This window comes from Sulfitobacter sp., from assembly GCF_039977885.1.
Classification (GTDB): domain Bacteria; phylum Pseudomonadota; class Alphaproteobacteria; order Rhodobacterales; family Rhodobacteraceae; genus Sulfitobacter.
The window spans coordinates 19,268-32,147 of sequence record NZ_JBDWCI010000007.1 but is presented as its reverse complement, the minus strand read 5'-3'; the positions used below and the strand labels follow the sequence as shown (position 1 = coordinate 32,147).

General features: G+C 58.4%; 15 protein-coding genes. 7 read left to right on the top strand and 8 right to left on the bottom strand.

Translation table 11 applies throughout. The features are described from left to right. Nucleotides 1–54 precede the first annotated feature (54 nt). From ABJM03_RS03580 to ABJM03_RS03550, 7 genes are all read right to left on the bottom strand, one after another. Entirely contained in the window at nucleotides 55–1,095 is a 1,041-nt protein-coding gene (locus ABJM03_RS03580) for a low specificity L-threonine aldolase (RefSeq protein WP_348415611.1), read from the bottom strand. Continuing rightward, a complete protein-coding gene (locus tag ABJM03_RS03575) occupies nucleotides 1,095–1,589 on the bottom strand; it encodes a YcgN family cysteine cluster protein (RefSeq protein ID WP_348415610.1) in 495 nt (164 codons plus the stop codon). The genes ABJM03_RS03580 and ABJM03_RS03575 overlap by 1 nt, the downstream gene beginning before the upstream one ends. Beyond that, nucleotides 1,586–2,518 (bottom strand): bifunctional riboflavin kinase/FAD synthetase, encoded by a 933-nt coding sequence (locus tag ABJM03_RS03570; RefSeq protein ID WP_348415608.1) that lies wholly within the window; start codon nucleotides 2,516–2,518, stop codon nucleotides 1,586–1,588. Before ABJM03_RS03570 ends, ABJM03_RS03575 begins: the two co-directional genes overlap by 4 nt. 36 nt (nucleotides 2,519–2,554) lie before the next feature. Beyond that, nucleotides 2,555–2,998, bottom strand: coding sequence for a MaoC family dehydratase (locus ABJM03_RS03565; RefSeq protein ID WP_348415606.1), 444 nt, complete (start codon nucleotides 2,996–2,998; stop codon nucleotides 2,555–2,557). A 91-nt stretch (nucleotides 2,999–3,089) separates the two neighbouring features. Then, nucleotides 3,090–3,962 carry an HAD family hydrolase gene (locus ABJM03_RS03560; protein ID WP_348415604.1) on the bottom strand — a complete coding sequence of 291 codons (873 nt, stop codon included), beginning with the start codon at nucleotides 3,960–3,962 and terminating at the stop codon, nucleotides 3,090–3,092. A gap of 127 nt (nucleotides 3,963–4,089) precedes the next feature. Next, nucleotides 4,090–5,010: a manganese-dependent inorganic pyrophosphatase gene (locus ABJM03_RS03555; RefSeq protein WP_348415602.1), complete on the bottom strand. Its 921-nt coding sequence runs from the start codon at nucleotides 5,008–5,010 to the stop codon at nucleotides 4,090–4,092. Nucleotides 5,011–5,135: 125 nt separating this feature from the next. Further along, entirely contained in the window at nucleotides 5,136–5,489 is a 354-nt protein-coding gene (locus tag ABJM03_RS03550) for an MmcQ/YjbR family DNA-binding protein (protein ID WP_348415600.1), read from the bottom strand. 60 nt (nucleotides 5,490–5,549) lie between these two features. Here ABJM03_RS03550 and ABJM03_RS03545 point away from each other — a divergent pair, with 60 nt between their 5' ends. The 5 genes from ABJM03_RS03545 to ABJM03_RS03525 all read left to right on the top strand — a co-directional run bounded on the left by ABJM03_RS03545 (nucleotide 5,550) and on the right by ABJM03_RS03525 (nucleotide 10,411). Then, nucleotides 5,550–6,221, top strand: a complete 672-nt coding sequence (locus ABJM03_RS03545; RefSeq protein WP_348415598.1) for a DUF2161 family putative PD-(D/E)XK-type phosphodiesterase — start codon at nucleotides 5,550–5,552, stop codon at nucleotides 6,219–6,221. A 170-nt stretch (nucleotides 6,222–6,391) separates the two neighbouring features. Then, nucleotides 6,392–6,679, top strand: coding sequence for a co-chaperone GroES (locus tag ABJM03_RS03540; RefSeq protein ID WP_348415596.1), 288 nt, complete (start codon nucleotides 6,392–6,394; stop codon nucleotides 6,677–6,679). Nucleotides 6,680–6,754: 75 nt separating this feature from the next. Further along, entirely contained in the window at nucleotides 6,755–8,404 is a 1,650-nt protein-coding gene (gene groL / locus ABJM03_RS03535; protein WP_348415594.1) for a chaperonin GroEL, read from the top strand. A gap of 173 nt (nucleotides 8,405–8,577) precedes the next feature. After that, nucleotides 8,578–9,306: a HAMP domain-containing sensor histidine kinase gene (locus ABJM03_RS03530; RefSeq protein WP_348415592.1), complete on the top strand. Its 729-nt coding sequence runs from the start codon at nucleotides 8,578–8,580 to the stop codon at nucleotides 9,304–9,306. Nucleotides 9,307–9,580: 274 nt separating this feature from the next. Next, on the top strand, nucleotides 9,581–10,411 hold the full coding sequence (locus ABJM03_RS03525) for a DMT family transporter (RefSeq protein ID WP_348415590.1): 831 nt from the start codon (nucleotides 9,581–9,583) through the stop codon (nucleotides 10,409–10,411). Here ABJM03_RS03525 and ABJM03_RS03520 read toward each other — a convergent pair. After that, on the bottom strand, nucleotides 10,401–10,859 hold the full coding sequence (locus ABJM03_RS03520) for an NUDIX hydrolase (RefSeq protein WP_348415588.1): 459 nt from the start codon (nucleotides 10,857–10,859) through the stop codon (nucleotides 10,401–10,403). The genes ABJM03_RS03525 and ABJM03_RS03520 overlap by 11 nt on opposite strands. Nucleotides 10,860–10,931: 72 nt before the next feature. Between ABJM03_RS03520 and ABJM03_RS03515 the strand changes: the two genes are divergently transcribed. Further along, on the top strand, nucleotides 10,932–11,708 hold the full coding sequence (locus tag ABJM03_RS03515) for an alpha/beta fold hydrolase (protein WP_348415586.1): 777 nt from the start codon (nucleotides 10,932–10,934) through the stop codon (nucleotides 11,706–11,708). Then, nucleotides 11,695–12,837, top strand: coding sequence for an alpha-D-ribose 1-methylphosphonate 5-triphosphate diphosphatase (locus ABJM03_RS03510; protein ID WP_348415584.1), 1,143 nt, complete (start codon nucleotides 11,695–11,697; stop codon nucleotides 12,835–12,837). The genes ABJM03_RS03515 and ABJM03_RS03510 overlap by 14 nt, the downstream gene beginning before the upstream one ends. Nucleotides 12,838–12,880 lie beyond the last annotated feature (43 nt).

Here is a 12,880-nt window from a genome sequence, read left to right as displayed (position 1 = left end):
GGCGCGGGGTCCGCTACATAGGGCACAAGGTGACTTGTGCCCTATGCCCTGTGGTTAGAAATGGCTCAGGAACTGGTCGATGCTGTCGGTGCTCATGGACCAGTCGCAGACAAGGCGCGCAGTAAGCAGCGCATCGGCTGGGCCGCTGTCCAAATCGCCATCCGTCACATAATATTTTGCACCTGCGGCCTTAAGGCGCTGATGGGTGCCGCGTTCAAAGCGGGCAAAGATCATGTTCGCCTGTGGTTCATGCACCATCTGCACCCCATGGTTGCGCAGACCTGCCGTTAGGCGGGCACAGGCGGCATTGGCGCTGTTGGCCATATCCAGCCAAAGGTCGTCCTGTAGGTAGGCGGCCATCTGGGCGGAAAGGTAGCGGTGTTTGGAGAAAAGATGCGCGCCGCGCTTGCGCCGCAGCTCGAATTCCCATGCCTTTTCAGGATCGAAAAACACCACTGCCTCAACGCCCATGCAGCCGTTTTTTGTGCCGCCAAAGCTCAGGACATCAATGCCGGATTTCCACGTCATATCAGCCGCGGTACAGCCAAGCGAAACCAGCGCATTGGCAAAGCGCGCACCATCCATGTGCACGGGCAGATTCGCGGCCTTTGCCACGGCGGTCAGCGCGCGCAGCTCGTCCAGCGTGAGGACCGAGCCGAATTCGGTTGCCTGAGTGATCGAGACAGCGCCGGCTTGTGCCATGTGGACGCTGCCACCATGCGGACGCCGTGCGATGGCGGCCTCCAATGCCTCGGGGGTCATTTTGTTATCCGTCGGGATCAGCGTAAGCTTGGCCCCGCCCATGTAGAATTCGGGCGCGTTGCACTCGTCTTCCTCGATGTGGCTGTATTGGGCGCAAAACACGGTCTCATAGGGCTGCACATAACTTGCCAAGGCCAGCGCATTGGCAGCAGTGCCTGTCGCAACCAGATAGACCGCTGCCTGCGGTGCCTCAAAGAGGTCGCGGACCGCGGCGCGGACTTCGTCCATTATCGGGTCATTGCCATAGGGCATGGCATAGCCGTCATTGGCCTGCACGATGCGCCGCATGATTTCGGGGTGTACGGGACCTGCGTTGTCGGAGGCAAAAAACATCAGATCGGTTCCTCGATAATATGATCATCCCAGTCTTCAAAGGCGGTTTCCCATTCGCTAACCGTACGGTGGCGCATGGAAGAGCCAGCCTTGTGGACGCTGTCAGGATCGCCGGTAATCAGCGGGTGCCAGTCGGGCAGGGGCTTCCCCTTCCACAGCAGGCGATAGGCGCAGGTCTGGGGCATCCAATAGGCGTGTTCGTCGATGTTTTCAGGTGTCATCACGATGCAATCGGGCACAAATTGGTGGCGGATGTCATATTGGCTGCAGTGGCATGTGGCATCGTCCAGAAGGCGACAGGCCACATTGGTCAGGGCGACTTCGCCTGTGTCTTCATCTTCGAGCTTGTTCAGGCAGCATTTGCCGCAGCCGTCGCATAAGGCTTCCCATTCGCGCTTGTTCATGGATTTGAGCGGTTTGCGCTCCCAGAATTTCGGGCTCAGACCGTTGCGGTCGATGGGGTCATCCGAGGGCGGTTGGGAATCTGATGTCATAGGGCGGCCAATATGCTGCGGGCGCGGGCGCTGTCGGCGTCCATCTGGGTGATCAATGCCTCGAGGCTGTCAAAGTTTTCCTCGGGGCGCAGGTGTTCGACCAATGCAATGGAAATTGCTGTGCCGTAAAGGTCACCTTTGAAATCGAATATAAAGGTCTCGAGGTTGGGTTTGTTTTCGCCGAACATCGGGCGCACGCCCATAGAGGCAACGCCATGATAGCTGCCTGCGTGTGGCCCTTCGAGAACATCTGCCAGAACCGCATAGACGCCAAAGGCGGGCGGGTGCAGCCCGTCGATGGACATATTCGCGGTGGGGTAACCCAGTTCGCGACCGCGTTGTTCGCCGCCGATCACGGGGCCTTCGATACGGTGCCAATGGCCCAACATTGCGGCGGCATCGCGCGGGCGGCCCTCGCTCAGGGCGCGGCGAATTGCGGTCGATGAGACGGTTTGTTCGTATTGGGCCATCAGCGGTGCAGTGGTGACGCCAAAACCGAGCTGTTGACCATACTCGGTCAGATCAGCTGATGTGCCTGCGCGCCCTTTGCCAAAGCAGAAATCGGCCCCCACAACAACGTGGCGAAGCCCGAGACCGCGGTGCAGGATTTTGTCGGCAAACTCAAACGGGGAGAGCGAGGCAAGCGCCGTGTTGAACGGCAGTTGATAAAGCTTTTCAACCCCAAGCTTTTCCAGCCGCGAAGCACGGGCGGCGCTGCTCATGAGTTGGAAAGGCGCTGAATGGGGCGCGAAATAGGCACGTGGGTGCGGATCGAAAGTAACGATGCCAAGCGGCACCTCAGGGGCCGCATTGCGTGCAAGCTCAATCACCGAGCGGTGGCCAAGATGCACGCCGTCGAAATTGCCAATCGCGGCCGTGGCACCGCGATCTGTGTCTTCTACAAACTGGTAGTCTGAAATGATCCGCATGGCTTTGACTAGCCCTGCGCGCGGGTCAGTGCAAGGTCAGTCGAACTTGCGAGAGGGGGCCAGAACAGTGGCTTCGCCCACCAGCACCTTTTTGCCCTCAACAGAGCAGTGGCAATCCATCTTGACGATGCGCTTGGCAGTGTCGATGTCTGTGACCTTTACCTCGGCATAGACGGTGTCGCCGGGGCGGACGGGGCGCAGGAATTTCATGGTCTGGCCCAGATAGACCGTGCCATGACCGGGAAGCTGTTCACCGATCACAGCCGAGATCAGGCCAGCCGTCAGCATGCCATGGGCAATACGGCCCTGAAAAATAGTGTCTTGGGCGTAATCATCGTCAAGATGCACGGGGTTGCGGTCGGTTGATACGGTGGCGAACATCTCGATATCGGCGTCCGTTACCTGCTTGCGCAGGTAGCGGAACATGCCGATTTCGAGGTCTTCAATGACGATGGTGCCGCGCGGTAGGTTGTCCAACATCTTTTGCTCCGTAGGTAATATAAGTTCGGATGGTAGTCCGGTGTGATAACTTAATTACCTTCAGGTCACGTAAGCGCAAGCGTTTTCTAGGTCAGCGCAGGTGACCTATCGTAAAGGTCGGATCGAATTTTTCGGCCTCTAGGTAGGCGTTCAGGGCTGCGGGATCTGGCTGGGTTACGGTTTTTGTTTCTGCTGCGGCAAGGCCACCGGAGATGAACAGAGAATCAATGTCTTCGCCGACAGCGCCTTTCACGTCTGTAAGGATGCCGTCACCGATGGCGAGGATATTGTCGTCAACGATGGTTTTATCCAGCGCATACAACCTGCGCCGTGCCAGATCATAGATCGGCGCGTGTGGTTTGCCGAAATAGAGGCTTTCGCCGCCCATTTCGGTATACATCTTGGCCACGGCACCGGCGCACCATTCGCGCACTTCGCCGCGGTCAACAACAATGTCGGGATTCGCGCACAGCAGTTTGAGGTTACGGTCAAGCGCGATTTCCAGATCGGCACGCCATGTCTCGGGGTCGGCCAGCGGGTCAAAGGGGCCGGTGCATACGATGCCTTCGGCCTCATCCAGCGGGACGCGGTTGATCGGAGCGGGGTTATCGAGGATTTCCAGCGGATCGAAAAAACGGCTGTCTGTGTCGGGGCCGTAGTGCCAGACGTTGTTGCCCACCACGCCGCGGTACATGGCTGAGCGCGCAGAATCGCCCGAGGTGGCGATTGCGTCATAAGCGTCATCGGGCACGCCAAATTGGGCTAGCTGTTTGACCACCCCTGCGCGCGGGCGCGGGGAGTTGGTGACAAGGATCACAATGCCGCCGCCTTGGCGGTAGGTTTGCAGAGCTGCGACCGCGCTTGGGATGGCTTTGACGCCGTCGTGCACACAGCCCCATAGGTCCACAAAGAGAGCGTCATAGGCGCTGGAAACATCAGAGAGGGCGGGGATGATACGTGTCATGGGGCGGCTCCTGTTGAGGGTATGGTTCGGCAATAGCTGAGCGGTCGGGGGATGCAAAGGGCGGGGGGAAACGACAAAGGCTCCCCTGTTGCCAAGGGAGCCTTTGCATAATGCATATCAGAGGGGATCAGACCTTGAGGTTCGGGATGATCTGCTTTTTGCGGCTCATCACGCCGGGCAGGACAACTGTGTCACCGGAGACTTCAACGTCAAAGGATTTCTCGGCCACGGTTTTGGTCAGCTCGTTGGGGACGAGCATGGTGGCTTCTTCGTTGAGGATGTCTACGACGAACAGGAGAACCTGATCTGCGCCGTCTTCGGTTGCCACGCCGGGCATTGCCGCGACCAGCGCGTCTTTGCGGTCCAGCACAGCTTTGGGAGAGGTTGTCTCAAGCACGGAGACGCGGAATTGCTTGCCGCCTACTTCGTATTCCTTGCTGTCCATGCGCAGCAATTCTGCTTCGGAGAAGGAAGAGACATCGGATTTGGCCGCAAACATTTCTGCCGCATAGGTCGGGATGTCGATGCCGAGGCTTTCGGCCAGCGACCATGCGATGGCTTTGTCTTCTTGCGTGGTGGTGGGGGAGCGGAATTCCAGCGTGTCGGACAGGATGCAGGTCAGCATCGCGCCTTTTACGTCATCAGGCATTTGCGCCATGTCCTTGCCGATCATTTTCCACATGATGGTGGCAGTACAGGCAAGCGGTTCGATGCGGATCGGGATCGGGCCTGCGGTCTCAAGGCCGCCAACCAGTTTGTGGTGGTCGATGATGGCGGTGATGTTGGTGTCGTTGATGTTGTCGAACAGCTCGGCCGGGTTGTTGGTGTCGACGATTACCACGTCTTGGCCCGCATCAATGCTGGTCATGATTTCGGGTTTGTCCAGCTTCCAGCGGTCCAGCATGAACAGCGCTTCGGTGTTGGGCTCGCCCAGCAGGACGGGCTTGGCGTCTACGCCCATGATCTCGGACAGATACCATGCCCAAACGATTGGGCTGCCTGTGCTGTCGGTGTCGGGAGATTTGTGGCCGAATACGAGAGTTGTCATAATGCGCTCCTGAAGCGAAAGGGATCAATTTGCGCGCCTTATAACAGCTACGTGGGCCGTGTCACGAGGGAGCATATGCTTAGGGAAAATTTGCGTGCATCGTTTCGCGAAAGCCCCGCAGGCCGCTAGAACCCGAGGCTGGTGCGGAGTTTACGGGTCAGACCAGAGGCAACCAGATCATATGAGGCGCGAATGTGATCGCGCAGGCTGTCATCGGATAGGCCTGGCGGCTCAAAGTGCTGGATCCATTTGAGGCCGCGCGATGCCATGTAAGGGGCAGGGCGCAGGCCCGGGCTATCGGACAGGATTTCAAACGCCATGTGAGAGGTTTTGAACGTGACGGTTGCATCGGTGTGGCCCATGCCGATGATGGCGAATACTTTGCCGCCGATTTTGTACACATCTGCATTGCCCCATTGCACCACATGGGTGGCATGGGGAAGGGCTGCGCAAAAGGAGGTGAGATCATCGCGGGTCATGGAAATAGTTTAGGGGGTCGCGCGGGGTTTGGGAATGGTGATAGCGTTGCGGCCATGAGTATGCGCGAGACAGATCTATACCCGCCGGTAAAGGCCTTCCTTGAGGATCAGGGCTATGTCGTGAAGGCCGAGGTCGGTGCCGCCGATGTGGTGGCCGTGCGTGGTGCCGAGCCGCCCGTGGTGGTGGAGCTGAAGCTGGGGTTCTCGCTGGCGTTGTTTCATCAATGCGTCGAGCGGTTGAAGGTCAGTGATGATGTCTATCTGGCCGTGGCGCATAAGAAGGGAAAGCCCTTTTATAAGGCGGTCAAGGCCAATACGGCCATGGCGCGGCGTCTGGGCTTGGGGCTGATGACGGTGCGGCTGGAGGATGGTTTGGTGACTGTGCATTGTGATCCCGGCCCTTATGCGCCGCGCAAGAATGCCAAGCGCAAAGCGACCTTGCTGCGTGAGTTCGCGCGCAGGCAGGGGGACCCCAATGATGGCGGGCAAACGCGGGCGGGGCTGGTCACAGCCTACCGGCAGGATGCGGTCAAGATCGCCGTCTATCTGTTTGAGGTCGGGGCCAGCAAGGGGGCAGATGTTGCACGTGAAACGGGGGTTGCGCGGGCCACGACGATGATGCGCGATAATCACTACGGCTGGTTCGAAAAGGTCGAAAAGGGCATTTACGGCCTTACGCCTGCAGGGGCTGAGGCGGTCACGGTTTCCAGCCGCGTTTTAGGTGCGGATTAGTCTGCTGTTTGTGCTGCTCACATTTTTCTAATGCTAACCGTTGACTCATGCTCATGCACTCCATACCTATCCCTCGTTAGCACTCGACATTGGTGAGTGATAACGACTGGTCGCTTCAGGTGAAGGGCCGGTTTTAAAGGTATAACTTTGAGCATCAAGGAGCTACAAAGATGGCATTGACACCGCTTCACGACCGCGTGCTGGTTAAGCGCACAGAAAGCGAAGAGAAAACTGCTGGCGGGCTGATCATTCCAGACAGCGCAAAAGAGAAACCTTCCGAGGGCGAAGTTGTTTCAGTGGGCGAAGGCGCACGCAAAGACAATGGTGAGCTGATCGCACCAGCAGTGAAAGCTGGCGACAAAATCCTGTTCGGCAAATGGTCCGGCACAGAAGTAACTGTCGACGGCGTTGAGATGCTGATGATGAAAGAAAGCGACATCATGGGGATCCTGTCCTGATCACAGGGCAGGTGGGTTTCACCCACCCTACGACACGTTTTCCATCGTAAACCAAATTTTTAGGAGACTTCGAAAATGGCTGCAAAAGACGTCAAATTCGGTACAGACGCGCGCAACAAAATGCTCAAGGGTGTGAACATCCTTGCAGACGCCGTCAAAGTAACACTGGGCCCTAAAGGCCGTAACGTGGTTCTGGATAAATCCTTCGGTGCCCCACGCATCACAAAAGACGGTGTATCTGTCGCCAAAGAGATCGAGCTGGAAGACAAGTTCGAGAACATGGGCGCGCAGATGGTCAAGGAAGTTGCTTCCCGCACCAACGACGAAGCAGGCGATGGTACAACAACCGCGACTGTTCTGGCCCAAGCGATCGTACGCGAAGGCATGAAATCGGTTGCCGCTGGCATGAACCCGATGGATCTCAAACGCGGCATCGACATGGCAACAGCCAAAGTCGTCGACGCGATCAAAACAGCAGCGCGCCCTGTCACAGACAGCGACGAAGTTGCTCAGGTTGGTACAATCTCTGCCAACGGCGAAGCGGAAATCGGTCGTCAGATCGCGGACGCGATGCAAAAAGTCGGCAACGAAGGCGTTATCACTGTTGAAGAGAACAAAGGTCTGGAAACAGAAACCGATGTTGTTGAAGGCATGCAGTTCGACCGCGGCTACCTGTCCCCATACTTCGTCACCAACTCCGACAAAATGACCGTCGAGCTGGAAGACTGCATCATCCTGCTGCACGAGAAAAAACTCTCCAGCCTTCAGCCAATGGTGCCGCTGCTTGAGCAAGTGATCCAGAGCCAAAAGCCTCTGCTGATCATCGCAGAAGATGTTGAAGGCGAAGCGCTGGCAACTCTGGTTGTTAACAAACTGCGCGGCGGCCTGAAAATCGCAGCGGTCAAAGCACCTGGTTTCGGCGATCGCCGCAAAGCCATGCTGCAAGACCTTGCAATCCTCACAGGCGGTCAAGTGATCTCCGAAGATCTGGGCATGAAGCTTGAGTCCGTGACCATGGACATGCTGGGTACTGCCAAGAAAGTGCAGATCACCAAGGATGAGACCACCATCGTTGACGGTGCAGGCGCAAAAGCCGAGATCGAAGCACGTGTTGCCCAGATCCGTAACCAGATTGAAGAAACAACATCCGACTACGACAAAGAGAAACTGCAAGAGCGCGTGGCCAAACTGGCCGGTGGTGTTGCCGTGATCCGCGTTGGCGGCATGTCCGAAGTGGAAGTGAAAGAGCGCAAAGACCGCGTTGACGATGCATTGAACGCGACACGTGCCGCTGTTCAAGAAGGTGTTGTTGTCGGTGGTGGTGTTGCTCTGATCCAAGGCGGCAAAGCGCTGGAAGGTCTTGAGGGTGCAAACTCTGACCAGAACGTCGGTATCGCAATCGTGCGCCGCGCAATCGAAGCGCCTCTGCGCCAGATCGCCGAGAACTCTGGTGTTGACGGTTCCGTTGTTGCGGGCAAAATCCGCGAGAGCGACGACCTGACATTCGGCTTTAACGCTCAGACCGAAGAATATGGCGACATGTTCAAATTCGGCGTGATTGACCCTGCAAAAGTCGTGCGTACAGCACTGCAAGACGCAGCGTCTGTTGCCGGCCTGCTGATCACCACCGAAGCAATGGTTGGCGATCTGCCATCCAAAGACGGTGGCGCTGCTGGCGGTATGCCAGACATGGGCGGCATGGGCGGCATGGGCGGCATGATGTAAACGCATCAGCCCTATTGCTGAAAAAGACTGCGCAAGAGGCCCTTTGGGGCCTCTTGTTGCGTTTGGGGCATGGCGTTGGGGGATAATCCAGCCGGACAGGCGTTTGCGTTAACCACCCTGAAAGGTCCAGCTTGATATTGATTTGCGTGACAGGCCACAGAAGGTGATCCATCATGCATAACCCAGCCGCCGCTCTCATGAGCAACCAGCATTCACAAGAGGCTGACGCACAAGACTTTGACGATTTCATTTACCTGATGAGCCATGATGTACGCGCTTCGGTTCGTGCGTTGATCGAGCTGCCGCAATGGATTGTCGAAGACCTTGCCGATGCCGGTGTTCAGATATCCGGTCCGGTGGCCGATTCCATTGAGCTGCTGAACCGCCACACGGCGCGGCTTGACCGGATGTTGGTTGATCTGCTTGCCTATTCGCGGGTGGGACGGATGCAGGACATCGTCGAAGTCAACCTGAACGCCTGTATTGATGAAGTGCTGAGCGGGCTGTCGATGCCGGAAGGGATGACACTGGACCGGGATATCGAATGCGATCACATCCGCATGGGCGAGCAGGACGCGCTGATGGTGTGGAGTGCCCTTATCGGTAATGCGGTCAAACATCACGGAAATGCGGCCGCTGGCAAGGTTGAGCTGCGAACACGAAAAGAGGGGGGTATGGTGCGGTTCACCGTGCGCGATGACGGGCCGGGCATCCCGGAACGGCATTATGCAAAGGCATTGAGCGCTATGACAACCCTTCGTCCACGCGATGAGGTGGAGGGAACGGGCATGGGGTTAGCCAATGTTCGCAAGGTTGCGGCTTATTATGGGGGCTATATCCACCTTTCGGATGCGGCACCGGGCCTGTGTGTGGACCTTGTGCTTCCTGATGGGCATTTCTGATCGGGGTGAGGTGCGTTACCGCCAGGTTTAATCTTTTCCTTTGAAGGCAGGACAAACCGGCCCTCCGAGGCGCAAACGCTATCTGTTGTGGGATTGTTCCAACAAGAACTTGAGTAGGTCTTTGCCCGCTATAGCTATCCGGACGTTGGGTAGGACAGTGGCGCGCTTGGTGCGCTGTTGCGCGATTGCGTGATAACGATGAATTTACATTTTCCTGAACAGGGTCTCTGCAATCTGCTTGGCCGTGGGTGAGGAAGAGGGTAGGCGTGACACCATGCGATTGATCCTTCTGACCATCCTCACCATGTGTGCCTTTGCCGCGAATTCTGTCCTTACCCGCGCGGCGGTTGACGGGGGGCATCTTGATGCGATGTCATTCTCGGTCGTGCGTGTCGCGGCGGGGGCTGCGATACTTGGCGCTATTTCCATGTGGCGCGGTATATCCTTGCCGCTGTTGCGCAAGGTACGGTTGCCGGGGGCGATCAGCCTGACCGCATATATGATCGGTTTCTCGCTGGCGTATCTGACGCTTGATGCCGGTTTGGGGGCGCTTATTTTGTTTGGTGTCACCCAGATCACGATGTTCGCGCACTCCAGTGTGACAGGTCAGCCGCCCACAATGCGTCAATTATCCGGTGCGGGGCTTGCTTTTGCGGGGCTTGTACTGGTGCTTTGGCCCGGACCGGAGAGCGTTACAGATCCTTTGGGCGCGGTTTTCATGGTGATCGCCGGGCTTGGCTGGGCTGTTTACTCGATTATCGGTCGCCGCGAGGCTGACCCTCTGGCGGCCACAGGGGCCAGTTTTATCCTGTGCCTGCCTATTATGCTGCTCACGCTGATTGGTCATCAGATCAACGGTAGCGTCGTTGGCTTTGCCCTTGCCATTGCATCGGGGGCGGTAATGTCCGGCCTTGGATATGCGTTGTGGTATAGCGTTTTGACCCAAATGCGCGGCACAACCGCGGCGGTGGTTCAGTTGAGTGTGCCGGTTATTGCGATCGTCGCAGGCGCGGTTTTATTGGGCGAAGCGGTGCAACCCATTGTCGTGGTGGCGGCTGCGCTGGTGTTGGGCGGTATCGGTTGGGCGGTCACGGCTAAACGATAAAGGGCTCAAGCGGGTCGTACATCGGCGCATCGGCGTCCCCCCACGCCACAGCGGCCAGACTATCGGGTTTGACGCGTAGTTGCTCCATTTCCGTGCGGGTGACCCATCGGCGGTCCGTCACAACCCGGTCCACGTCCTGCCATGTGTGATCCAGCGCTGGCGCGCTCAGCAGGGTACAGCGAAAATAGACATCCACCTGATGAAAGCTGCCGTTCGGGTCGTGAAATTCATTTACCAGACAGGGCGCGCCTACCTCGATTTTCAGGCCGGTTTCCTCATAGACCTCGCGCAGCAGGTTGTCGGGCAGGGCGCTGCCACGCTCGACCCCGCCGCCGGGTGCGCACATCAGATCGCTTTTGCCATCGGGCCATGCGTTGACCAGCAAAAGCCGGTTTTCATGCATTATGATCGCGCGCACGGCAAGGCGTGGTGGGGTCGTGGGAGTCATCGGCCGTGGCCCTTTCCGGTTCGGGACGGTTGGGGGATTACAACCGCGACGATTGGCACTACATAACGCGTCATGAAGCTTTCCCTGATCATAGGTGCCCTGTGCCTGACGGCAAGCGCGGCGCAAGCGCGCTGTGTTGTGCTGTTGCACGGGCTTGCGCGGACCGAGACCTCCTTTGTCCTGATGGAAACCGCACTTGAGGCCGAAGGATGGCGTGTTGTGCGTCCCGGCTATCCGTCGACCGAAGCCCCGATTGCCGAGCTTACTGATGAAACGCTGCCTGAGGCTGTTGCGGCTTGCGGCACGGATAAAGTGGATTTTGTGACCCATTCCATGGGGGGGATTCTGCTGCGCCAGTGGATAAGCGAAGTGGGGCCTGCGCATATCGGCCGCGTGGTCATGCTTGCACCGCCCAATCACGGCAGTGAAATCGTGGATGCGCTGCGCGATGTGTTGGTCTTTGACTGGATCAACGGTCCAGCGGGGCAGCAGATGGGCACGGGGCCTGATTCTCTGCCGCTTAGCCTGCCTGCGGCGAATTTCGAGCTGGGGGTGATTGCGGGGTCGCAGTCGTTCAACCCTTATTTCTCGTCGCTGCTGCCAGGCGAGGATGACGGTAAGGTTTCGGTGGCCTCCACGCGGCTTGAGGGGATGAAGGCGCATCTGACCTTGCCGGTGACGCATACGTTTATGATGAATAACCCTCGGGTGATTGCGCAGACGGTCAGTTTTCTGCGCAGCGGACAGTTTGACCCTGATCTGACGCTTTTGGACGCGGTGTTGGAGCAGTTAGGCTGTCCCGAGGGTGAGTGTTTGCCAGGAGTAGAGACGCGTAATGATGAACCTTGATTTGACTGGGGCCGAAGTGTTGGGCCCGCAAGGCTTGCACCGCGATGGCCTTTCCTTTGCCGAGGGGGTGATCGTGGATGCACCCGTGGGCCGCGAGGTCGATCTGAGCGGCTATCTGGTCTTGCCGGGCATCGTGGATGTGCATGGCGACGGGTTTGAGCGGCATCTGGCCCCGCGCCGTGGTGCCATGAAGCAGATGGCCGAAGGATTGGTTGCCGTGGAGGCAGAGCTTGCCGCCAATGGGATCACGACCGCCACGCTGGCGCAGTTTGTCAGCTGGGAAGGCGGCGTGCGCAGCCTCGAATTCGCCGAACAGGTGTTTTCCAATCTGCGCGATGTGGCCCCCTCTATGGTGACGGACTTGCGGGGGCAGCTGCGCTTTGAGACCTACCAATTGGACCTTTATGAGGGTCTGCCCGCGATGATGGAGGGCTGGGGTCTGCGCTATATCGTGTTCAACGATCACCTTCCCCACGACCGCCTGCAAGAGGGGCGTCAGCCGCGCAGGCTTGTGTCCCAAGCGCTCAAGGCGCGCCGCAGCCCCGAGAAACATCTGGCAATGATGCAGGCGATGGAGGCGCGGGCGGATGAGGTGCCCGGAGCATTGGATGCTTTGTGCAAGCAGCTTGCACAGAAGGGCATCACGATGGGCAGCCATGATGACACCACCCGTGATACCCGTGCGATCTGGGCCGCGCGGGGGGCCACGGTTGCGGAGTTCCCTGAGACATTGGCCGCGGCGGAAGCGGCAGCCGAGATGGGCTCAATCGTGGTGATGGGCGCGCCGAATGTGGTGCGCGGCGGCTCTCATAACCTCAACCTGTCAGCGATTGACCTGATTGCGATGGGGCATTGCGATGCGCTTGCCTCGGATTACCACTATCCCAGTGCGCGGCGCGCGGCCTTGATGCTGTGGCAAAACGGGATGCGGGATCTGAATGGGGCTTGGGGGCTGGTGTCTGCAGGGCCGGCGGCGGTGCTGGGGCTGGATGATCGCGGCGTGCTGGAAGCCGGCAAACGTGCGGATATTGTGGTGCTTGACCGCGAGACGCTGCGCGTGGCGGCGACCATGGTGCAGGGGCGCATGAGCTATATGAGCGGCGATATCGCCGCGCGTTTCATAGGCTGAGGTGTGCGGCAGGGGCGGAGCGTTCATACGCGACGCGCCCCTG

Bases quoted from the DNA above. Each gene is read 5' to 3' on its own strand.
- ABJM03_RS03530 (WP_348415592.1), top strand. From the start codon at position 8,578: ATGCATAACCCAGCCGCCGCTCTCATGAGCAACCAGCATTCACAAGAG.
- ABJM03_RS03575 (WP_348415610.1), bottom strand. From the start codon at position 1,589: ATGACATCAGATTCCCAACCGCCCTCGGATGACCCCATCGACCGCAAC.
- ABJM03_RS03570 (WP_348415608.1), bottom strand. From the start codon at position 2,518: ATGCGGATCATTTCAGACTACCAGTTTGTAGAAGACACAGATCGCGGT.
- ABJM03_RS03520 (WP_348415588.1), bottom strand. From the start codon at position 10,859: ATGACTCCCACGACCCCACCACGCCTTGCCGTGCGCGCGATCATAATG.
- ABJM03_RS03555 (WP_348415602.1), bottom strand. From the start codon at position 5,010: ATGACAACTCTCGTATTCGGCCACAAATCTCCCGACACCGACAGCACA.
- ABJM03_RS03540 (WP_348415596.1), top strand. From the start codon at position 6,392: ATGGCATTGACACCGCTTCACGACCGCGTGCTGGTTAAGCGCACAGAA.
- ABJM03_RS03560 (WP_348415604.1), bottom strand. From the start codon at position 3,962: ATGACACGTATCATCCCCGCCCTCTCTGATGTTTCCAGCGCCTATGAC.
- ABJM03_RS03580 (WP_348415611.1), bottom strand. From the start codon at position 1,095: ATGTTTTTTGCCTCCGACAACGCAGGTCCCGTACACCCCGAAATCATG.
- groL (WP_348415594.1), top strand. From the start codon at position 6,755: ATGGCTGCAAAAGACGTCAAATTCGGTACAGACGCGCGCAACAAAATG.
- ABJM03_RS03510 (WP_348415584.1), top strand. From the start codon at position 11,695: ATGATGAACCTTGATTTGACTGGGGCCGAAGTGTTGGGCCCGCAAGGC.
- ABJM03_RS03515 (WP_348415586.1), top strand. From the start codon at position 10,932: ATGAAGCTTTCCCTGATCATAGGTGCCCTGTGCCTGACGGCAAGCGCG.
- ABJM03_RS03565 (WP_348415606.1), bottom strand. From the start codon at position 2,998: ATGTTGGACAACCTACCGCGCGGCACCATCGTCATTGAAGACCTCGAA.
- ABJM03_RS03550 (WP_348415600.1), bottom strand. From the start codon at position 5,489: ATGACCCGCGATGATCTCACCTCCTTTTGCGCAGCCCTTCCCCATGCC.
- ABJM03_RS03545 (WP_348415598.1), top strand. From the start codon at position 5,550: ATGCGCGAGACAGATCTATACCCGCCGGTAAAGGCCTTCCTTGAGGAT.
- ABJM03_RS03525 (WP_348415590.1), top strand. From the start codon at position 9,581: ATGCGATTGATCCTTCTGACCATCCTCACCATGTGTGCCTTTGCCGCG.